Origin of the sequence: Streptomyces sp. BR123 (assembly GCF_013401435.1) — a bacterium.
GTDB lineage: Bacteria > Actinomycetota > Actinomycetes > Streptomycetales > Streptomycetaceae > Streptomyces.
In genome coordinates this window covers 1-18,589 of sequence record NZ_JACBGN010000136.1, presented here as the reverse complement: position 1 = coordinate 18,589, position 18,589 = coordinate 1, and the positions used below count along the sequence as shown (strand labels likewise).

The window sequence follows — 18,589 nt, the reverse complement described above, 5'->3', positions numbered from 1 at the left end:
TCGGCAGCGTCATATGTCTATAAGAGACAGCGCCCCACCGTGCGCAGGTGCCGGAGCGAGCCCCGGTCCCGGGCCGCCCCCTCGGGCCAGACGACGTCCACCGGAACGCCGCGGGCCCGGGCATAGGCCACCAGGTGCGCGGTGGCGTCGCGGCCGTCGGACGGCGAACCGTCCCACACGGCCAGCAGCCGACGGCTGGTCCGGATCATCCACTCATCGGCGCCGATGCACGCGGCGCGGTCATCCGGATCGAACTCCACCAGGTTCGCCCGGTCGGCCAGGAGGAGGAGTTCGCCGGCCGCGGCGCGGTCACGCTGCGGCAGCGGCGCGGGCACCGTCCCCTCGGCCGCGAGCAGCACCACCAGCCGCCCGCCCGCCGCGTGCACGGCCCGCCCGAACGCCACCGGCAGCCCTGCACCCGCGCGGACCACCGCGGTGGCGCTCCCCGCCCAGCGCTCGACTCGCGCCCGCACCTCGGACTCCACCAGCTCGAGCGTGTCCGGGCACAGATCGGCATGGCCCACCGCCGCGATCATCCGCCCGCTCGCTTCCCTGCCATCCGGCGCCGCCCTCCACTCGTCCCGCGTACGAACGGGTCCGCCCGCCGTCACCGACGGGGCGGACCCGAATCACGAGTGAACACGCGGACTCACCGGACCGAGAAGGGCCCGAACGTCCCCCGACCCGTCCCCCCGGGGGCCGAACGTCCCTGGTCGGATGCGGGACAGCGCCTTGACTGAAAATTCAGTCAGTGTCAGAGTGGCGACACGCGCCGTCCCGTGTCCCGCCCAGCGGCCGACCGCGGGGCCGGCGGCACCCTTGTCGCAAGAGCCCGGGGGCCCACGCCCTCGCCGCACCCCCGCGGCCGCCCCGGCCGCCCCGGCCGCCCCGGTCGGACCCATGCGTCCGCCGGTCCACGATCGGAGTCCCCCGTGTCGAACCTGCGTCCCACACGCCGGACCGCCCTGCACGCCCTCGCCTTCGGCGCGGCGGCCTGCGGCCCCGCCGGGACAGCTCTGCGCTCCGGCTCCCCGGCCGGATCCTCCTCGTCGACGCCCGGCGGCGGACCGGAGCGCCGCCTCGGCGCCGAGTGGGAGAGCCACACCCGGACCTTCATGTCCTGGCCCGCCCTGGCCGCGGGCGTGTGGGAGGAGGACCTTCGCTACGTCCGCGAGGACGTCGCCCGCATCGCCCGCGCCGTCGGAGAGTACGAGGCAGTGGTCGTGATGGCCCGCCCCGACCAGGTGACGGCCGCCCAGCGGGCGTGCGGCTCGCAGGTCGAGGTGATCCCGCTGGCCGTCGACGACCTCTGGGCCCGCGACACCGTCCCCGTGTTCGTCGGGGAGGGCGGCAAGGTCACCGGCATCGACTTCAACTTCAACGGCTGGGGCAACAAGCAGGATCACACCAACGACGCCAAGGTGGGGAGCGCCCTGCTGGAGAAGTACGGGATCCCCCGGGTGCAGGCCCCGCTGGTCGCGGAGGGCGGTTCCTTCGAGCCCGACGGCGAGGGCACCCTGCTGATCACCGAGAGCTCGATCGTCAACGACAACCGCAACGAGGGCAGGTCACGGGAGACCGTCGAGGCCGAGCTCAAGCAGACCCTGGGCGTCGAGAAGGTGGTATGGCTGGCCGGTGTACGCGGCGAGGACATCACCGACGCCCACGTCGACAGCCTCGTACGGTTCACCGAACCCGGCGTGGTCCTGCTCGACCGCGCGCACCCGAACACTCCGCCGGACTCCTGGTCCCGCTCCGCCGACCAGGCGAAGTCCGTCCTGTCGAAGGCGACGGACGCCCGCGGCCGGCGCTTCGAGGTCATCGACCTCCCGCAACCCGACCTGAACCGGATCACGGGCCGGGGCGACGATTTCGTGGCCGCCTACGCCAACTTCTACATCGCCAACGACGCCGTGTTCATGCCCCGGTTCGGTGACCGCAAGGCCGATGACCGCGCCCGCGGCATCCTCCGGGAACACTTCCCGCAGCGCGACGTCGTCCCGGTCGTCATCGACACGATCGCCTCGGGCGGCGGCGGCATCCACTGCTCCACCCACGACCAGCCCGGCAAGCCGGCCGCCTGACGCCTCGCCCCGGACACGTCCGCCCTGCCCCGCCACCTCGCCTGCGGATCCGACAGCCGCGGCGGGACGCGCCGACACGGGTCGGCGGCGCAGGTGCAGAGGTCGGGGAGCGAGCGGGCCGGCCCCTCCCGCTCCGGCCCCGCGGGGGGCTGCCTCGGTCGCCCCGCGGGGCGTGGGCTGCCGGGTCAGTCCCGGTGGAGGAAGGCGCCGGCGAGCCGGCGCGGCACGACCGAGGAGCTCCTGACCTCACGGCGACGAGGAAGTGATGCGGACGGTCTCGCGCACGGTGACCTGGTCGATCTCCGTGGTGCGCACCGTCACGTTCATGGTCCACTCCCCCGGCATGGGCAGCCGCAGGTCATAGGCGGCCCAGTACCCCTTCTGGTCCTTGAGTCTGGCGTCGATCGGGCCGATGTCCAGGTCGTCCTGGGTGAGGCTGAGCCGGAGTTCGCGAACGGTCGCGAGGCCGCCGTCCGCGGTGAACACCACGGCTTCGACGGTGTTCTCGCCGACGCGTCCCGGCGCCAGGGTGATCTGCACCGTTCCCTGGTGGTTGGCCGTCCCCATGTCGAAGGGGACCATGACCACCTTCACCTGCGGCTGCTGCGCCGCGGCCGCCGCGATCCCCTCGCCCGCGGCGCGGCTGGGCTGGGTACCGGTGAGCAAGGTCGTGATCGCGAGGACCACGGCGCTGAGTGCGGCCTCGACGGCCACCGTGCGGCGCAGGCTGCGCCGGTACCCGTCGGCCTCGACACCGGGCGGCTCGCTGGGGCCGTCGCCCCGGGGGGCTGTCACCACCGGAGAAGCCGGCCCCCCGACCGTCTGCGCGACCTTCACCGGCTCGGGCTCGGGGACCGTCGGGGTCTCCGCCGCCGGAGGCGCCGCGTGGACGAGGCGGGCGGTCCAACGCCGTGAGAAGGAGGCCACCCACAGCACGAGCACCACCGCGGCGATCTTCACGATGAGGGTCCTTCCGAACGACGTGGTGGACAGGGCCTCCCAGGAGCCGACCTGCCGCCATGACTGGTACACCCCTGTTCCGGCCAGGACGGCAACGGCGGTGAAGGCCAGCGTGGAGAAGCGGCCGATCACGGACGCGGGCACGGCGGGACTGCCCGGCCCTCGGCTGCGCAGCAGGACCACCAGCGTGATCAGGCCGCCCAGCCAGACCCCCATGGCCAGCAGGTGCAGGACAGCGGCGGGAACGGCGAGCGGCACCTGGATGCCCGCGGAGGCGTGCTCGGCGGCGGCCCAGGTGAACGCCAGCGCCAGGGCGAACGCCGCCCCGGCCCAGCGGACCCGGGGACCGTTGAGCCGTGCGGCCGGCCGCCTCAGCAGCACCGCGGCCACGGCGAGCAGCACGAGCCGGACGATCAGCGCTCCCCCGGGCCTCCCGGTGGCGGTCCGGCCCACCCGGGACAGGTCGAGCGCCGACATCAGCTGACCCCCCGTCTCGTACGGGCCCCGCAGGAGCAGGAGCACCACCGTGGACGCCGCCAGCGTCAGCCACCCGGCGGTCAGCAGCCTGCGCACCGGGCGGTCCGCCCCCGCGGCGGGCCAGCACACCAGGACGAACGCGGCGGCGCCGACGAGGAGTGCAAGCCCGCTGTAGGCGGTGTAGCGGAAGAAGCCGTACAGGCGGCCGACTGCCGTGTCGTCCAGTGATCCTGTCGGGGCGACGGCAGCAGTCCCGGACGGCTTGCCGACGGAGAAGACGAATGCGCCGGAGATGGGGTGGCCATCGGCCGAGACGACCCGCCAGGCCACCGTGTAGGTGCCCTGGGGCAGCTCGTCGGACAGCTCCACCCGACCGGTGTTGTCCTTGCCGTCCACGTGCTGCGCCGGACGGGGGTTCACACGCTCGTTGTCCGGTGACAGCACCCTCACCGAGTCCTCGGAGAAGCCGACCGACTCGGTGAAAGTGAGCGTGACCTGCTGCGGCGCCACCTTGAGCACGGTGCCGTCCGCAGGATCGGAGCCGCTGAGTCCGGCATGCGCGAAAGCCGTGCCCGCCCCGCCGATGACCAGGGCGAACACGGCGGCGACCAGCGCCAGGAGCGTCAGCGACGTCCTGGCAGGAGGCGATCCGGTGTGCATGACCAGGCAGTCTCGGCGCTCCCGGCGGCCGACGGAGCCGCTTAAGCAACTTCCGCTAAAGAGCCGGGCGGAACACCCGGCCGCGGCCGCAGGTCCTGTATGAAGGGGTGCGGGCAGACGGGGTGCGGCTGCCCGCCCGACCACTGCGCGAAGAAGCCCGGACGCGTCACCCCCGCGCCCGGATCGCCGCACCGGCAATGCGTCGCCCACGCGGCACGCGGCAGCCGCGATGCGGACCGGGCCCGCCCGGTTCAGTCGTTCCGGATGGTGATGTCGCCGTTGCCGGTGCGCACCCGGAGTTCGTGCGTGCCGTTCGGGTCGTTGGGCACGTCGATGGTCCGGTCGCCATGGCCCGAGTCGACGGTCACCCGGTATCCGGCCCGTGGCACGGTGAGGGTGACGTCACCGTTGGAGGTCTGGGCGCGGACATCGGCCGGGGTGTCCGGAGTCAGGCTGATCCTGCCGTTGGAGGTCTCGGCCTGGATCCGGTCGGCCTTGATGCCCGTGCCCTTGATCTGGCCGTTGCTGGTCCGCACCTCAACGGTGCCGGTGACGCCGTTCATCTCGACACGGCCGGAGCTGGTCGCCACCTGGACCGATCCGACCTGGGCGAGGCGGACCGCTCCGCTGGAGGCCTCCCCGGTGACCGGGATGCCGGGCGGCACGTCGACGGTGTAGCCGACCGAGCAGCGATTGCCGCAGCCGCCGAGGATCAGCACGCCGTTCTCGATCCGGTGGGTGGCCCCCTCGGGTCGGTCGCCCCGGAACTTGATCTTGCGGTGGAGCGTCGGGGCGCCGTGCGGGACGCCGTTGACCGTGACACCGCCCGACCCGTTGTCGAAGCGCACCGAGGTGATCTTTCCGGAGAGGGTGCTGTCGTCCTCGTGGGTCTCCCCCTGCACGAGGCCGCACGAGGCGAGTGAGACGACGGCGATGCCGGACGCCGCGAGGATCCCGAAACCGCGGAATAACTGACGCATGAAGGTCCCCCAGTTCTGGAGAATCGCCCGAGCGGGCACGATGAGAACACCGGTCCGGGCCCCTGGTGGGCCCGGCGCTCTGCGACGCTATCGCGCATGTAACCGCCCGGCCATGAGGCAAACCCCCGCCCGACGCCGGCCCGGACCGCGACCCGACCGCGAGCGGTGACGGCGCGCGCGACCCGCTACCCGCCGTCCGGCCGGCTGCGCGGCGCTGTCTGCAGCACACTGACCATCCGGCATTCCGGCAGATCGGCCACCAGCACCCGGGCCGACGCGTCACCGATGCGATCGGCCGGGTCGGCCACCGAGAAGCGGTCGCCGCCCAGATGGCGCCGCAGCAGGGCCACGGCGGTTCTCCGGGATGACGATGCGTTCCTTCGCGACGATGTGGGTGCACACGATCTCGCCGCCCGGATCGAGCACGTCGAGGGCCTCGACGGCCAACCGCAGGAAGGGCACGGCACCGGCATGAGCCTTGGGAGCGAACGCCGGGTCGACGGGTACCAGGCCGAAGCGTTCCGGTCGGCAGGCAGCGGAATCGGGCCGGATCGACGACGACGCAGGTTGAGCCGCACCCCTCGCACCGGGGGCGGGCGGCCTGCGTGCGAAGATGAATTGACGACCCGTCAAAAGACGCGGCCAAGGAATCAGCATCCGCGCCCAGCCGAACAGGCACGGGCGGACACTGTAGCGCCGCCGCCCGGAGGTGGGGGCGAGTGAGATCCCGAGTCCCTGTCCGCGGCGACGGTCGGCCCGGCCGGTTACCTCCACCGGGAGGCACCGCGTGGAAGGGCTTCAGCCCCGGCTCCTGGCCGCGGCCACGGCGTCCTTGACCTCCCGCGCCACACGAGCCGCGTCGTCGGGGTTGTGCACCACATCCGTGTGGTTCATGTCGACGACGAGGACCTCGCTGGCCGAGTAGTGCTTGTGCACCCAGTCGTCGTAGCCGGACCACAGCGTCCGGTAGTACTCGACGAGGCTGTCGTCCTGCTCGAAATCGCGGCCCCGCAACCCGATGCGGTGCAGCACCGTCTCGAAGTCCGCCTTGAGGTACACCATGAGATCGGGTGCCTTGCGGTACGGCAGGCCGTCGATCTCGCGCATCATCTCTTCGAGCAGCCCCTCGTACACCTGCATCTCGAGAGAGCTGATCCGGCCCAGATCGTGATTGACCTTGGCGAAGTACCAGTCCTCGTAGATGGACCGGTCGAGGACGTTGTCGCCCTTCTTGTACGCCTCCTTGATCGCAGCGAACCGCGTCTGCAGGAAGTAGAGCTGGAGGAGGAAGGGGTAGCGCTTCGCCTGGATCTCCTCGGGGCTCGCCGTGTAGAAGAGCGGGAGGATGGGGTTGTCGTCCACGCTCTCGTAGAAGACGTCACTGCCCAGCTCCTTGGCGATCAGCTCGGCCACGCTCGTCTTGCCGATTCCGATCATGCCTCCGACGCAGATCACCGGCATACCTCACTTCTCCCTGGGGGTCTTCTGTTCACGGGGGACGGCTGGGCACCCCATACCCCTGAGACGCGTGCAGGCGCTCACCCGATGCCCGGGCAGGGCCTTCATGATCGGCGCCATGGAATCCCGGGCCCGGATCGAGGACCCGACGCAGGCCGCCTGGTCGGACGGCCCTGACCGCTCCGTGGTTGTCGCATACGGCGAGCCACCGCCCCACGGTCGCCTGAAGCTTAAATGACGATTCGCCCCACGCCGGCCAGAGCACCGGCACCCAGGTCGCCTCGCTCCCGGTGCCCTCACCCTCCGCAACCTCACCGGCCCGGCCGGGATCACCGGGGATCCAACGCCGAGGGGGAGCCCCGCGGCGCCAAAGGCACGCCCCACCGCGCATCAACCTGCCCCAGGGGAACAGCCCTGGTTCAGGCCGTCGGCAACCTGTGCACACAAGATCCACTATGCGCCCATGCGCACACTTCGGTGACGGATCGCGCGCCCCGCCCGGATCCGGCAACGACCTCGTGGAAGGCGTGAGCACCGCACCCAACCCGGGTCCGCACGAAGCAGCAGTTCAACGCACCCTTCCCCTGGGCTTCAGGTGGCTCGGAGGGAGTTCGGGCGAGGGAAGCGGAGGGCCGTCGTAGCCCTTCACCTCGCCGAAGCATGTGCCGTTCATCCAGTCCTCGCGGGCCCCCAGGCTCATGGCAGCCAAAACACTCGCCCGAGGAATGGGCACCTTCTTCAAGGACTGCGAGCACCCCGCGTCCCGGTGGGCGAAGTGCCCGCACTTCTACAAGGTCCGCTACAGAGGCCCCGACGGGAACCAGTCGAGGAGTCAGGCGCGACTGACCAGTGTCTACAACGCGAAGAAGGCCGCACCGGCAAACCCGGCGAAGAGCGAGCGCATCGAGAAGTACGGTCAAATGCGGTTCCGGGAGTGGACCGCCGAGGCTGGCCAGCGTCACCTTGCTGCGGCGTCACTCAGCCACCTCGACTCGCTTCTCCAGCACCACATATTGAAGTCGATACTCCTCGACGCGCATCGCCTGGGCCTCTTCGACGACAACCTCCCCTGGGCGTCAAGCCACCTCGGTACGACCCCAAGCGTGCCGTCATCCCCTCCCCTGCGCAGCTCCAGGCCCTGCGCGGCGCCGGGGACGACGTGTTCCGGGTCGTAGTGGAACTCATGGGCGGCTGCAACCTACGCAACGGCGAGGCCGCCGCGGTCAACGTCAACAACATCGTGGCCGACGACCGTCTACCGCGTCACCGAGCAGGTCAACCAATCGACCGAGACGCACGACCGCCTCAAGCACCGCAAGCTCGGTGAGTACCGCGACGTCCTGCTTCCCCGACGGACCAAGAGCGCCATCGAGTGGTACGCCGAAAGGCACGGCACTACCGACGGCTACCTACTGCGCCCTCCACGGGACTCCACCAGCCCCTTCCTGCCGGACCTCCTCCAGAACCAGTGGCAGCGGCTCAAGAGACGAGGCGACCTCGACATACCCGACGGCCTGGTCATCTACAGCCTCCGCCACTTCTTCGCCTCGAACTGCCTCATCCGGCACTGGTCCCGAGTCCCGGCCTGAGATCGCTGGGCTCCCTCGCCCATTCCGTTCGCGACACCGTCAGCCGAGGGAGGCCATGAGGTCGTTGCATGCCTGCTCGCAGGAGCGGCACGCCTCGGCGCAGATGCGGCAGTGTTCGTGCATGTCGGCGTGGGAGGCGCATTCGTCCGCGCACGCCTTGCAGGCGACGGCGCAGGCGTTGAGAAGGGCGCGGGTGATGTTGGCGTCGTAGCCGGTGTGGCGGGAGAGGACTGCGGCGGTCGCGGTGCAGATGTCGGCGCAGTCCATGTCGGTGCGGATGCACTTGGTGAGGTCGCCCACCATCCCCTCGGAGAGACAGGCGTCGGCGCAGGCCGTGCAGGCCTGGGCGCAGGCGAGACACTCCTCGATGCAGCGGGCGAGCTTGTCCTGGTCGACGTTGCCGAGGTCGGCCGGGTAGCTGTGCAGCATGTCCTTGACGGGCGCGTTCATGACGACGGCCCTCGCTTTCCCGCCGCCGACCGGAGGTGAGGTGCGCCTTCGACGAAGCCGTACGGCGTCCTACGGCCAGGATCGCCCCGGGCCCCTGACGGCGCACCGCAGCACTGTGATCAGCGAGAGGGTCCGGACCGCGCTGCGCCTGGTGCCGGCCGGTCTCGCCGCCGGGCTTCCGGCGGCTGCTGCGCGATGCAGGCCCGCGCCCTGAGCCGGGGCTCGGGCGCGGGCCTGCGGGAAGGCGTGGGGTCAGTGGTAGGCGTGGACGACGGCGTGGCCCTTGCCGCGGCCGATCATCCACTTGTTCACCGGCGTGGTGATCAGGAAAGCGACGGCGAAGCCACCGAGGAGCGCGTACCAGAACAGGCCGTCGCTCAGGTGAGCGTCCATCGCACCCGGGACGAGTGCGATGATGCCGTTGTCGACGAGCTCCATGACGGCGATCGAGACGGTGTCGGCGGCCAGGGCGACCTTGATGGCGGCCTTCCAGCCCAGGCCGGCCTTGCGGACGGCGTAGAGGGTGAAGGAGTAGCCGAAGAAGAAGGCGAGCGCGATCGCCAGGAGCATGGTCGGGGCGTTGTGCCAGGCCAGAGCCGTACCGATGACCATGCCCAGGATCTCGCCGATGGCGCACCCGGTGAGGCAGTGGAGGGTCGCCTTCGCTGCCATCGACCAGGTGGTTGCTCCGCCGGCGTGAACGTGCCCCGCGTGGTGCGCATGTCCGGGGTCGTGCACGTGGCCCGGGTGGTCGTGCGCAGACGCGTCCGCGTGGTGTGCGGAGTGGTCCATTTCCCTCGCCTCTTCCTCGTCCAACGTGAGCCCCCGTGGTCCCGTCACTGGCCAAGTTTATACCCCTAGGGGGTATATGGCGAGGGGGCTTCTTCAGTCGATCAGGGCCGGTAGTCGGTGACGACATATGGGGCCCAGCAGGGGCGGGCCCGAGCCAACCTCGCCGTCCTCACGTTCCGCGGCAGGCTCGAAGCCCCTGTCACGCAATCGCCCGTCAAGCGCCCTTCAGCACCAGCCCGACACGCGGCCATGCGGTGACGCCGCGCAGACAGATCCACACTTGATGTGATCTACCTCTCATCGCGGACCCGGGACCCCCTCCAGTTGCTGTTTCGCTACCAGGGCCCCCTAGGGTCGTGCAGCGTGATTTCAGGCAGGGTCCGTCGCGGCCACCACAGGGGAGCGTTGCTGCTGGCAACGGTCTTCGCGGTGGTGTTTGCCGTGTTCGCGATGCATGCCCCGATCTCCCATGTGCACGCCCACAGCGGGCACGCTGCCGCATTGCCGGTCATCGATGCAGGGGAAAAGGCTCCGCACACCCACTCTGACGTCGCGCTCCAGGACGCCACCGAAGCACGGCACAGCCGCGACGGCGACTCCCCCTGCAACCACGGCGGGGCCGGAAAGATCTGCCTGGCGCTGCTGTACCTCGTCGCCGCCCTGCACGCGTTCGCGCGTATTCGTGGGGGCTCCAACCGCATCCTCGACGCGCTCCGCCGTTCGTCAGCACCCGTGCACCGCTGGATCAGCCGCACCGGCGACCCACCGTGCCTACACCGACTTTCGATCCTGCGCTGCTGAGAGCTGCACCCAGCTTGACGCCGCACCACTGGTGCCGGCGTGGCTTCTGCCTGCTCTCACTCAGCAAGATCTGAAAGGCCGTACCTGCATGACCACCGCTCTCAAGCCCGAGCTCCGGGCGACTCCCCCCTCGAGGCATCGCCGCCCCACCTTCGACAAGAAGTCGCTCCCGGCTCGCTACAGCGGTCAGATGCTCTACTTCATGGGCGCCGCCCTCATCGCCGGCGCCGTCGTCCACTACCCGATCAATCCGTCGCTGTACGCGATCATCTGCGTCGTCGGCGCCTTCGTGTTCCTCCTCGGCACCATCGTCAACGAGTTCGTGCTGTCCGACGAGCGTCCAGCGCTGGGCCAGGCGGTCTCGCTGGTCGCGTTCTCCCTGCTGCTGTCCTTCGGTGTCGGCCTGGTCGGCGGCGGCATCCAGCACTTCGAGCAGTTCCCCGAGCGCAGCGCATGGATGACCCCCATCGGCCTGCTCATGTCGTACGTCGCGTTCGTCGCCAAGGACTCCAAGGGGCGCTGGCGGCACCTCGTCAGTCCGTTCGCGGCCGTCGTCGTCGTGATCGCGGCCCTCACCTGGCTGGGCATGACCGCCCTGGCCGGGACCATCAGCTCCGACGGCCACAGCCACGACCATGGCTCCACGACCCAGACCCCCGCAGAGTCGGACCAGGCTCCCGCTGAGCAGGGCCAGCCGACCCGGGCACCCGCCGGGCAGAACAACCCGCCCAAGGCACCCGCAGGGCAGAACAACCCGCCCAAGGCACCCGCCGCGCCAGAAGGGGGCGGTCATTCGTCCCACAGCCACTGACCCCGGTCCGGCAACCGCATAGCCGTACTCACGGGCCCAGCGTGAACCACGCTGGGCCCGTGGTCTTGCCCATGTCGCTTGCGAAGGGCTTCCTCAGTTGATCGGGACCGCTCGGTAGCCGGCGCGCTCGACGGTCGCAACCAGATCGTCCGCGTGCACGGCACCCCGCTGATCGAGCTGGACCACAGCGCGGGCATCCCTCCGGGACGTGCGGGCAGAGCGCACGCCGGGGAGTTCCTCGAGCTCCGCGTCGATGAGGCGTACGCAGCTTGAGCAGTGCATGCCCTGGATGCGCAGGACGACCGCTCCGGGGTCAGCGGCCTCACGGTCGGCCGTTGGGGCCTTGCGGCGGCGCAGCCAGCTCATGCCTGGCCGCCCTGGAAGTCCATGGTGCCGCCTTGCATGCCCATGGCGCAGGAGAAGAGGAGCTTGCCGGGCTTGCGGGCGCCGAGGTCGATGCGCGTGTCGCCGTTCTTCTTGACGATCTCCTCGATGCCGAGTTCGGGGATCGTGAAGGCGCGGGCACAGCCTCCGGCATCGGCTCGCCTCCACCGCGAACATGGCCCGCCGGCTCACCACACCCGCTCCGGCCTGGCGCGACACCCTCGCGAAGGCGGCATGAACGTCATCGAGTTCCTGGCAGACCTCCAGGCCCAACACGACGAGGCCACCGCCCGAGCAGGAGAACTACGCGGCCAGATCGAGCACCTCACCGCCACCCTGGCCGAGACCGAAGCGCGACTCGCAGATCTGGCCACCACTCGGTCATCGCGGAGGCCGCACCGGCAGGAGCCGAACCCGATCCGCCCGAGACGAACACCGCCCACCAGGCCATCGTGCACGCCTTCAACCAGCACCGCGACGCTTGTGAACAGGGGTGGGCCGAGCGCGGGCTCGGTCTGGGATCGGTACGGGCGGGACAACGGTAAGTCCGTCGAATCATGTATCGCCTCAACGGGTTCATCGACCGGGGCCGTTGACAGCGGCGTGCTCAGCCACCTGCTCGTCGTCGCCACCCTGAAAGAACGCGCCCCCGATTCACACTTCCTCCCCGGCGTCGATGTTGGCTTCGCCGATGGCGACACGAAGGAAGTCGACATCTTCGGCGTCTACGAGGCGAAAGTCAGCGCCGCCGAATTCGCCAAGGAAAGCCAGATCAGGCGTGACGTCGAACTCAGCCACCGTCTGAAGGCCGACGTGCACGTCATGGCGGCAATTGACGTCATCCCCGAGCCGCTCCTGGAGGAAGCCCGGGAGCATTGCAGAATGGCCGGTCTCGAACTTCTCGTCCTGCATGAACCCGAGCCCAGGCACGGGCGCAACAAAGCCGGCGACGAAAGTCGCAGCTCGCCCCGCAACGGATGCCACCCTGGCGCAGGGCATCAGGCGACGTCGCCGCGCGATGCTTCAGGGTGCCGTACTCAAGCGGAACCGGCGCCATCAGCCTGGTGATCATCTGGTCACGACCCCAGTGATCATGATGGGCTACAGAAAGCTGCCGACCGACGTGCCACGGTGCGCGCTCGTGCGCTCCCTGCCGCGCCGGAACTTATTGGGCCATCCTGGTGACATGGAGACCCTCCCGAAGGCTCCATGTCCCTCCTGCTCCGTTCCGCACGCCTTGCTGCCCACCAAACGAATCGGGTACGGATCGGTCAAGGACCACAAGATCGAGCCGCGGGCACTGGTGCTGTGTCCGGGCAGCATGGTCCACGTCGCTTACGCCGAAGCACGAGCGTGGCAGCTCGAGTTCGAGCGCACACAGCAGGAGGCAGCGGCGCCGGCCGCGGTGGAAGAAATGCTCTTCGAGGGATGAGGATCGGAGAGCCGCACCATGCAACGCATCGCAGTAACAACGAGGGGCTCGCAAAGCCCCCAGGCCCCGACGTCCCACCGACACGAGAACGCCGTCCCGCCCCAACGAAGGCGGCTGCCGTGAGTAACCGAGAGGCGTCGGTGAATAGCGATGCTCAACCTGAGCATCGGGTTGCCGGGGCCGTTGTGGTTCACGAGGGTCGAGTGCTGCTCGTACGGCGACAAGTTGCAGAGGGCCAACTCTCGTGGCAGTTCCCGGCGGGCAAAGTCGAACCGGGCGAGACCTGCAAGGAAGCCGCCGTCCGCGAGACGAAGGAGGAGGCCGACCTGGACGTGGTCGCCGTGGCTCCGCTGGGCGAGCGGGTCCACCCAATCACCGGCCGGCAAGTGTCGTATACGGCCTGCGAGGTGGCCGGTGGGACCGCGCACGTGGCGGACGCCGATGAAATCGCTGAGGTCGCGTGGGTGCCCCTGCCGGAGATCCCGCAGTACATCCCGTACGGGCTCTTCAAGCCGGTCCGGCGATACCTGGACGTCATCCTTCGATCTCGACCACGGCCGCCAGGGCGAGAATGCCTCGGCTAGGCAGGCAAGGGCGTTGTCAGTTGTACACAAGATCCGCCACGCACGCTTCATCCACGAATCGCACGTCCGGCCGGATCCGAAGTCACGACCGTTGGAGCCGACGGCGCAGCGGCGGCCACCACCACTGCCCTTCACTGGCAAGAGGACTTGCCTGACCGGCAACCAGGACCTAACTCCTCGTCAGCAAAGTCAGCAAAGCGTCAGCATTCGGCCGACCAAACTCGGTGACAGCCTGCAGAACGTGAGACTCGGCCGTCGGCGCCGAAGGCTCTCGCACCGTGTCCAGGACCTCCCCCGCCAAGTCAAAAGCGGAGGGTCGGGAGCAGCCACCACACCCAACCCTCGCCCCACACAAACAAGCAGGTCAGCGCACCCGTCCCCTGGGCTTCAGGTGCGTAGGCGGGAGTTCAGGGGCAGGAAGCGGAGGGCCGTCATAGCCCTTCACCTCGCCGAAGCGCGTGCCGTTCATCCAGTCCTCGCGGGCCTGCGCGATCTCCTCGTGGCTGCGGCCGATCCAGTTCCAGAACATCACGATCTCCTCCTCGAACGGCTCGCCGCCCAGGAGCATCAGGGCCGCGTCCGAGGTCGCGCGCAGCGGGAGTTCGCTACGGCCGCAGCCGAGGTAGAGCATGGAGCCCGGGAGGACCGGGACGCCGTCGACGTGGGCTTCGCCGGACATCGACAGGACCGCGTACTCGAAGTCCGGTTCCAGCGGGAGCCCGGCCTCGGTACCGGCCGCCAGGGCGATGTCGGCGCCGACGATCGGGGTGTACGCCGTGCCGGGCGAGGTCGCCGTGTCGAGGGTGCCCAGGATCACCGTGGCGCTCAGGCCGGGGGCGGTCACGCGCGGCAGCTCGGCGTGGTGCTGGAAGTGCGGCTCCACGTCGCGGTGGGTGTCGGGCAGGGCCACCCACAGCTGGGCGCCGTGCAGGAGGCGGCTGTGCGTGCGGGGGCTTTCCTCGGAGTGGCTGATTCCTCGGCCGGAGGTCATCAGGCCCAGCTCGCGCGGCCGGATCGTCTGCAGGCTGCCCACGCTGTCGCGGTGCAGCACCTCTCCGTCGTGGAGCCAGCTCACCGTCTGGAGGCCGCAGTGGGGGTGGGGGGCAACCTGCATGCCGGGTTCGCCCGCGATGTCGTCCGGGCCGTAGTGGTCGACGAAGCACCAGGCGCCCACCATGCGGCGGCCCAGGTTCGGCAGGAGTCGGCGGACCTCGGTGGATTCCCCGAGCTTGACCGTGCGCGGGCTGAGGAGCTCGCGCACCGGTTCGGCCACGACGAAGCCGCGGCCGCCGCAGGCGGAGAGAGCGGGCTGGCGATCGAGATTGCTCATGCGGACCAACTTAGTACCGCCGCCGCCGCCGTGGTCCGTGGAATGCCGGGCTCCCGTCACGTGTTGGAGGGGGCGAACGCAGCACCCGCGCAGCGGAAGGACCCCTATGGACGCGCCGACGACGTACTACGAGCAGGGGACGGCGGCGGAGCGCTGGGCGCGTGCCCGGCTCTTCTTCGACGCGAAGGAGTACGCGACGACCGCGAAGGTCCTGCACGCGCTCGCGGCCGAGGTCCCCGGGCAGCTGGCACCGCGGCTGCTCCTGGCCCGCGCCTACTACCACTCCGCGCAGCTCTCGCGCGCCGAGGAGGAGCTCCGTGCGATCCTGGAGCGCTGGCCGGTGGAGGACTACGCACAGCTGCTGCTCGGCCGAACCCTGGAGCGCCAGGGCCGGGCCGGCGAGGCGGCGCCGTACCTGCGGCTGGCCGGTGCGATGGCCGGGGAGTTTCCCGGGTAGAGGCGCCCCGTCCCGGCCGAGTGGCGACGCCGGAGGCCCCGGCGGCCCCGGCGCGCTTCCGGCTCACCGTCCCGCCCTCCCGCCGCGTGCGTGCGGGGGCGGACGGCCGGCTCGGTTAGCCTGGGGGCACGATGAACCGTCTGACCACGCCTTTCGGCTCCCACGAGCTCACCCGCTTCCCCTCCGACCCGCGCGACCGGCTCCGCGCCTGGGACGCCGCCGACGAGTACCTGCTGCGCCACCTGGACTCCGGTACGGGCGAGCGCGGCCCGGTGGATCTGGCCGGCGCCGGGCAGATCACGGTGCTCGGGGACCGCTGGGGGGCGCTGGCGACGGCGCTGGCCGCGTACCGGCCGACGCAGATCACCGACTCCGCGCTCACCCGCGCCGCCACCGAGGCCAACCTGGCGCGCGCCGGGGCCTCGGCGGGCGCGGTCACGCTTCTGACCACGCAGGACGCGCCGCCGCCGCGGATCGACGTGCTGCTGGTCCGCGTGCCGAAGAGCCTGGCGCTGCTGGAGGACCAGCTGCTGCGGCTGGCCCCGCACGTCCACGCCGGCACGGTCGTGGTCGGCACGGGCATGGTCAAGGAGATCCACACCTCCACGCTGGACCTCTTCGGGCGGATCCTCGGGCCGACCAGGACCTCCCTCGCCGAGAAGAAGGCCCGGCTGATCTTCTGCACGCCGGATCCCGAGGTCATCGCGGCCGCGGCCGCCGACGCGCCGGCCGGGGGCGGCTGGCCGCTGACGTACACGCTGGACCGGGACGCCGGTTCGGGGGCGGGCCTGACCGCCGTCAACCACGCGGGGATCTTCTGCGCGGACCGCCTCGACGTCGGCACCCGGTTCTTCCTGCAGAGCATCCCGACCAACACGGACGGCGCCCGCGTCGTCGACCTGGGCTGCGGCAACGGCATCGTCGGTACGGCGGTCGCGGTCGCGGACCCCGACGCGGAGCTGGTGTTCGCGGACGAGTCGTACCAGGCGGTGGCCTCCGCCCGTGCCACGTACGAGGCGAACGTCCGGCGCGGCCGCCGCGACCGGGCCGAGTTCCTCGTCGGCGACGGGCTGTCGATGCTGCCCGCCGGGTCGGTGGACCTCGTGCTGTGCAATCCGCCCTTCCACTCCCACCAGGCCACCACGGACGCGACGGCGCTGAGGATGTTCGCGCAGTCGCGGCGGGCGCTGCGGCCGGGCGGCGAGCTGTGGATCGTCGCCAACCGCCACCTCGGCTACCACACGCACCTGCGGCGCCTCTTCGGCAACAGTGAAGTCGCCGCGAGCGAACCGCGGTTCGTTGTCCTGCGGGCCGTGAAGCGGGAGAAGCGTACGCGCCCCATGTGACCAGCCGGTACGTCCTACACTCGGCCGCGTGAGCAGCCTGGTGCGGGACGACGTGGACGGTGTGGACGGCGAGGCAGGGGACGGCAACGGCCCGGGGCGCTACCGCCGGGAGGAGCTGGCGCAGGCAGCCGGCGTCAAGGTGCGCAACCTGCGCTACTACCAGGAGCGCGGGCTGCTGCCGCCGCCGCGTCGGGAGGGTCGGATCGCCTGGTACTCCGATGACCACCTCACCCGGTTGCGACTGATCAGCGATCTGCTCGGGCGCGGCTACACGGTCAACGGCATCGGCGAGCTGCTGCACGCCTGGGAGGCGGGCGGGGGTCTGTCCCAACTGCTGGGCCTGGAGCGGGCGATGACAGGCGACCGGGTGGAGGAGGAGCCGGTCACCATGACCCTGGCCGAGCTGGCCGAGCTGTTCGGCCCGGCGGCGACCGCCGAGGACACCCGGCGGGCGGCCCGGCTGGGGTACGTGCGCATCGACGGTGACCTGGTCACGCACCGGAGCCGGCGGCTGCTGGAGGCGACGCTCACGCTGGTGCGGCAGGGCGTGCCGCTCGCGGAGATCCTGGACGCGGGGGACCTCGTCCGGATGCAGGCGGCGGCGCTGGCGGACCGGTTCGTCGGGTTGTTCCGGCGGCATGTGATCGGCCCGGACGGGCTGGAGCACCTTTCGGCCGTGCAACTGGATCACATCAGCGGTACGGCGGCGGCGCTGCGTCCGGTCGCCGGCGAGGTCGTGGCCGCGGAGTTCGCCCGGGCGATGGCCCGGAGGGTGGAGGCCGAGGTCGCCGAACTCCTGGGCAGGGAGCGGTAGGCGGGGCAGGACCGACGGGTAGCACTCGGCCGAAACGGTACGCCCGAGCAACCTTGCCAACCCCCATTGGCACTCTTACATTCAACTCGTCGGTAACAACGGTGCACAGCCGAAACCAAGGGACGATCCCATGACCGATTCCCTGCACTTATCGGACGTATCCGGCCCGCCCGGCAGAGGTGCGTCAACCCCCGACGAGGGTGCCGGACGGGTCCGCTGGCGTCGCTTCGCCGTGCTGACCCTCCCCGCAGTCGCCGTCACCGCCGGCCTCGGCATCGCCCTCGCGCAGGGCGCGCTCGCCGCCTCCTTCGCCGTCTCCGGCCAGCAGTTCAAGGTCGCGGCGTCGAGCCTGGACGGCGAGGGATTCGCCCAGTACGGAAGCGTCGACGTCAACGCCCGCCAAGAGCTCATCCCGGTGGCGGTCACCGCCATCAAGGAAGCCCGGCTGCACAACCTGTGCCAGTCCGTGGTGACCTCGCTCCCCCTGGTCGGCGACATCTCCCTCAACCTCACCGCCGGCAAGAAGGCCCCGGTCGAGGCGAGCAACCTCTTCGTCGACGCCACCCAGCTCTCCGGCAACGCCGTCTTCACCAACATCGAGATCGGCCGCGACGCCTCCACCCTCGACAAGGGCCCGGCGGAGGCCGTGGGCATGCAGGACCTGTTCGCCCAGCAGGCGGACACCGTCAGCATCACCGACCTCCAGCAGACCGCGTGGGCGACCAACGCGGGCACCTTCAAGCTCTCCGGGCTCAGCATGAACATCAGCAAGGGCAAGAAGGAATGCTTCTGAGCCGATGGCGGCGGTGGCGGCGTACCAGGCCGTTCTGGGGCGGGCTCTTCGCCGTCCTCGCCGGGGCCGAGATATGCGTCCTGCCGCTGGCACCGCTGAAGGTCATGCTCCAGCAGGGCGTGGCGGGCATCCCGTCGGTCCTCATGGGGATCGTCATGATCGTGCTCGGCCTCACGGCCTGGTTCGCCCCCGCCCAGCGCAGCCTCGCCGGCGTCCTGACCACGCTCATCGCAACCGCCGCGCTCGTGCTGTCCAACCTCGGCGGCTTCCTAATCGGCACCCTGCTCGGGATCCTCGGCGGCGGCCTGATGTTCGCCTGGCAGCCGTACGCCGCCCCGCGCCCCGAGCCTGCGGAGGGCTCCCCCACACCCCCGCAGGCCCCAGCTC

Annotated in this window: 21 protein-coding genes and 2 pseudogenes; 12 read left to right on the top strand and 11 right to left on the bottom strand. The window is 70.5% G+C overall.

Annotated features, from left to right (window positions below):
* Positions 1-17: 17 nt before the first annotated feature.
* On the bottom strand, positions 18-536 hold the full coding sequence (locus tag HYE82_RS20890) for a hypothetical protein (protein ID WP_179175643.1): 519 nt from the start codon (positions 534-536) through the stop codon (positions 18-20).
* 396 nt (positions 537-932) lie between these two features.
* On the opposite strand from HYE82_RS20890, the gene HYE82_RS20885 reads away from it, so the two are divergent.
* Positions 933-2,084, top strand: a complete 1,152-nt coding sequence (locus tag HYE82_RS20885) for an agmatine deiminase family protein (RefSeq protein WP_179175642.1) — start codon at positions 933-935, stop codon at positions 2,082-2,084.
* Positions 2,085-2,330: 246 nt separating this feature from the next.
* Here HYE82_RS20885 and HYE82_RS20880 read toward each other — a convergent pair whose 3' ends face one another.
* The 5 genes and pseudogenes from HYE82_RS20880 to HYE82_RS38285 form a co-directional block, all read right to left on the bottom strand.
* Positions 2,331-4,181 carry a copper resistance CopC/CopD family protein gene (locus HYE82_RS20880; protein WP_179175641.1) on the bottom strand — a complete coding sequence of 617 codons (1,851 nt, stop codon included), beginning with the start codon at positions 4,179-4,181 and terminating at the stop codon, positions 2,331-2,333.
* Between the two features lie 251 nt (positions 4,182-4,432).
* Positions 4,433-5,161 (bottom strand): DUF4097 family beta strand repeat-containing protein, encoded by a 729-nt coding sequence (locus HYE82_RS20875; RefSeq protein WP_179175640.1) that lies wholly within the window; start codon positions 5,159-5,161, stop codon positions 4,433-4,435.
* A gap of 185 nt (positions 5,162-5,346) precedes the next feature.
* The gene (locus tag HYE82_RS20870; protein WP_179175639.1) at positions 5,347-5,511 is read right to left on the bottom strand and encodes a hypothetical protein; all 165 of its coding nucleotides are present in this window, start codon (positions 5,509-5,511) and stop codon (positions 5,347-5,349) included.
* A 448-nt stretch (positions 5,512-5,959) separates the two neighbouring features.
* The gene (locus HYE82_RS20865; RefSeq protein ID WP_179175638.1) at positions 5,960-6,622 is read right to left on the bottom strand and encodes a deoxynucleoside kinase; all 663 of its coding nucleotides are present in this window, start codon (positions 6,620-6,622) and stop codon (positions 5,960-5,962) included.
* A 565-nt stretch (positions 6,623-7,187) separates the two neighbouring features.
* Positions 7,188-7,307 (bottom strand): annotated as a pseudogene (locus tag HYE82_RS38285) (pirin family protein); the annotation flags it as partial.
* Between the two features lie 37 nt (positions 7,308-7,344).
* Between HYE82_RS38285 and HYE82_RS20860 the strand changes: the two are divergent.
* A complete protein-coding gene (locus tag HYE82_RS20860) occupies positions 7,345-7,794 on the top strand; it encodes a hypothetical protein (protein WP_179175637.1) in 450 nt (149 codons plus the stop codon).
* Between the two features lie 453 nt (positions 7,795-8,247).
* On the opposite strand, the gene HYE82_RS20855 is transcribed toward HYE82_RS20860, so the two are convergent.
* Together HYE82_RS20855 and HYE82_RS20850 are read right to left on the bottom strand one after the other, a co-directional pair.
* Positions 8,248-8,658: a four-helix bundle copper-binding protein gene (locus HYE82_RS20855; protein WP_179175636.1), complete on the bottom strand. Its 411-nt coding sequence runs from the start codon at positions 8,656-8,658 to the stop codon at positions 8,248-8,250.
* Positions 8,659-8,910: 252 nt separating this feature from the next.
* Positions 8,911-9,450: a DUF4396 domain-containing protein gene (locus tag HYE82_RS20850; RefSeq protein ID WP_179175648.1), complete on the bottom strand. Its 540-nt coding sequence runs from the start codon at positions 9,448-9,450 to the stop codon at positions 8,911-8,913.
* Between the two features lie 405 nt (positions 9,451-9,855).
* On the opposite strand from HYE82_RS20850, the gene HYE82_RS20845 reads away from it, so the two are divergent.
* Positions 9,856-10,251, top strand: a complete 396-nt coding sequence (locus HYE82_RS20845) for a hypothetical protein (RefSeq protein ID WP_179175635.1) — start codon at positions 9,856-9,858, stop codon at positions 10,249-10,251.
* Positions 10,252-10,339: 88 nt separating this feature from the next.
* Entirely contained in the window at positions 10,340-11,062 is a 723-nt protein-coding gene (locus tag HYE82_RS20840) for a hypothetical protein (RefSeq protein WP_179175634.1), read from the top strand.
* A gap of 93 nt (positions 11,063-11,155) precedes the next feature.
* On the opposite strand, the gene HYE82_RS20835 is transcribed toward HYE82_RS20840, so the two are convergent.
* Positions 11,156-11,428 carry a heavy-metal-associated domain-containing protein gene (locus HYE82_RS20835; protein WP_179175633.1) on the bottom strand — a complete coding sequence of 91 codons (273 nt, stop codon included), beginning with the start codon at positions 11,426-11,428 and terminating at the stop codon, positions 11,156-11,158.
* Positions 11,425-11,595, bottom strand: a pseudogene (locus HYE82_RS20830) (cupredoxin domain-containing protein); the annotation flags it as partial. The gene HYE82_RS20835 and the pseudogene HYE82_RS20830, both read right to left, overlap by 4 nt.
* Positions 11,596-11,680: 85 nt before the next feature.
* Here HYE82_RS20830 and HYE82_RS20825 point away from each other — a divergent pair.
* The 3 genes from HYE82_RS20825 to HYE82_RS20815 all read left to right on the top strand — a co-directional run bounded on the left by HYE82_RS20825 (position 11,681) and on the right by HYE82_RS20815 (position 13,462).
* Positions 11,681-12,514 (top strand): hypothetical protein, encoded by an 834-nt coding sequence (locus HYE82_RS20825; RefSeq protein ID WP_179175632.1) that lies wholly within the window; start codon positions 11,681-11,683, stop codon positions 12,512-12,514.
* 118 nt (positions 12,515-12,632) lie between these two features.
* On the top strand, positions 12,633-12,878 hold the full coding sequence (locus tag HYE82_RS20820) for a hypothetical protein (protein ID WP_179175631.1): 246 nt from the start codon (positions 12,633-12,635) through the stop codon (positions 12,876-12,878).
* A 119-nt stretch (positions 12,879-12,997) separates the two neighbouring features.
* The gene (locus HYE82_RS20815; protein WP_309144390.1) at positions 12,998-13,462 is read left to right on the top strand and encodes an NUDIX hydrolase; all 465 of its coding nucleotides are present in this window, start codon (positions 12,998-13,000) and stop codon (positions 13,460-13,462) included.
* A 364-nt stretch (positions 13,463-13,826) separates the two neighbouring features.
* On the opposite strand, the gene HYE82_RS20810 is transcribed toward HYE82_RS20815, so the two are convergent.
* Entirely contained in the window at positions 13,827-14,792 is a 966-nt protein-coding gene (locus HYE82_RS20810; protein WP_179175629.1) for a pirin family protein, read from the bottom strand.
* Between the two features lie 106 nt (positions 14,793-14,898).
* Here HYE82_RS20810 and HYE82_RS20805 point away from each other — a divergent pair, with 106 nt between their 5' ends.
* From HYE82_RS20805 to HYE82_RS20785, 5 genes are all read left to right on the top strand, one after another.
* Positions 14,899-15,249: a tetratricopeptide repeat protein gene (locus HYE82_RS20805; RefSeq protein ID WP_179175628.1), complete on the top strand. Its 351-nt coding sequence runs from the start codon at positions 14,899-14,901 to the stop codon at positions 15,247-15,249.
* A gap of 131 nt (positions 15,250-15,380) precedes the next feature.
* The gene (locus HYE82_RS20800; RefSeq protein WP_256987486.1) at positions 15,381-16,595 is read left to right on the top strand and encodes a methyltransferase; all 1,215 of its coding nucleotides are present in this window, start codon (positions 15,381-15,383) and stop codon (positions 16,593-16,595) included.
* Positions 16,596-16,623: 28 nt separating this feature from the next.
* Positions 16,624-17,409, top strand: coding sequence for a MerR family transcriptional regulator (locus HYE82_RS20795; protein ID WP_309144389.1), 786 nt, complete (start codon positions 16,624-16,626; stop codon positions 17,407-17,409).
* Positions 17,410-17,539: 130 nt separating this feature from the next.
* A complete protein-coding gene (locus HYE82_RS20790) occupies positions 17,540-18,202 on the top strand; it encodes a DUF6230 family protein (RefSeq protein ID WP_256987485.1) in 663 nt (220 codons plus the stop codon).
* Positions 18,193-18,589 (top strand): DUF6114 domain-containing protein (locus HYE82_RS20785; protein WP_256987484.1); only part of this gene is annotated, 397 nt, incomplete at its 3' end. The genes HYE82_RS20790 and HYE82_RS20785, both read left to right, overlap by 10 nt.

Excerpts from the sequence above, each read along its gene's own strand:
- HYE82_RS20890 (WP_179175643.1), bottom strand. The coding sequence starts at position 536 with ATGATCGCGGCGGTGGGCCATGCCGATCTGTGCCCGGACACGCTCGAG.
- HYE82_RS20880 (WP_179175641.1), bottom strand. The coding sequence starts at position 4,181 with ATGCACACCGGATCGCCTCCTGCCAGGACGTCGCTGACGCTCCTGGCG.
- HYE82_RS20875 (WP_179175640.1), bottom strand. The coding sequence starts at position 5,161 with ATGCGTCAGTTATTCCGCGGTTTCGGGATCCTCGCGGCGTCCGGCATC.
- HYE82_RS20865 (WP_179175638.1), bottom strand. The coding sequence starts at position 6,622 with ATGCCGGTGATCTGCGTCGGAGGCATGATCGGAATCGGCAAGACGAGC.
- HYE82_RS20860 (WP_179175637.1), top strand. The coding sequence starts at position 7,345 with ATGGGCACCTTCTTCAAGGACTGCGAGCACCCCGCGTCCCGGTGGGCG.
- HYE82_RS20855 (WP_179175636.1), bottom strand. The coding sequence starts at position 8,658 with ATGAACGCGCCCGTCAAGGACATGCTGCACAGCTACCCGGCCGACCTC.
- HYE82_RS20850 (WP_179175648.1), bottom strand. The coding sequence starts at position 9,450 with ATGGACCACTCCGCACACCACGCGGACGCGTCTGCGCACGACCACCCG.
- HYE82_RS20840 (WP_179175634.1), top strand. The coding sequence starts at position 10,340 with ATGACCACCGCTCTCAAGCCCGAGCTCCGGGCGACTCCCCCCTCGAGG.
- HYE82_RS20835 (WP_179175633.1), bottom strand. The coding sequence starts at position 11,428 with ATGAGCTGGCTGCGCCGCCGCAAGGCCCCAACGGCCGACCGTGAGGCC.
- HYE82_RS20825 (WP_179175632.1), top strand. The coding sequence starts at position 11,681 with ATGAACGTCATCGAGTTCCTGGCAGACCTCCAGGCCCAACACGACGAG.
- HYE82_RS20820 (WP_179175631.1), top strand. The coding sequence starts at position 12,633 with ATGGAGACCCTCCCGAAGGCTCCATGTCCCTCCTGCTCCGTTCCGCAC.
- HYE82_RS20810 (WP_179175629.1), bottom strand. The coding sequence starts at position 14,792 with ATGAGCAATCTCGATCGCCAGCCCGCTCTCTCCGCCTGCGGCGGCCGC.
- HYE82_RS20805 (WP_179175628.1), top strand. The coding sequence starts at position 14,899 with ATGGACGCGCCGACGACGTACTACGAGCAGGGGACGGCGGCGGAGCGC.
- HYE82_RS20800 (WP_256987486.1), top strand. The coding sequence starts at position 15,381 with ATGAACCGTCTGACCACGCCTTTCGGCTCCCACGAGCTCACCCGCTTC.
- HYE82_RS20790 (WP_256987485.1), top strand. The coding sequence starts at position 17,540 with ATGACCGATTCCCTGCACTTATCGGACGTATCCGGCCCGCCCGGCAGA.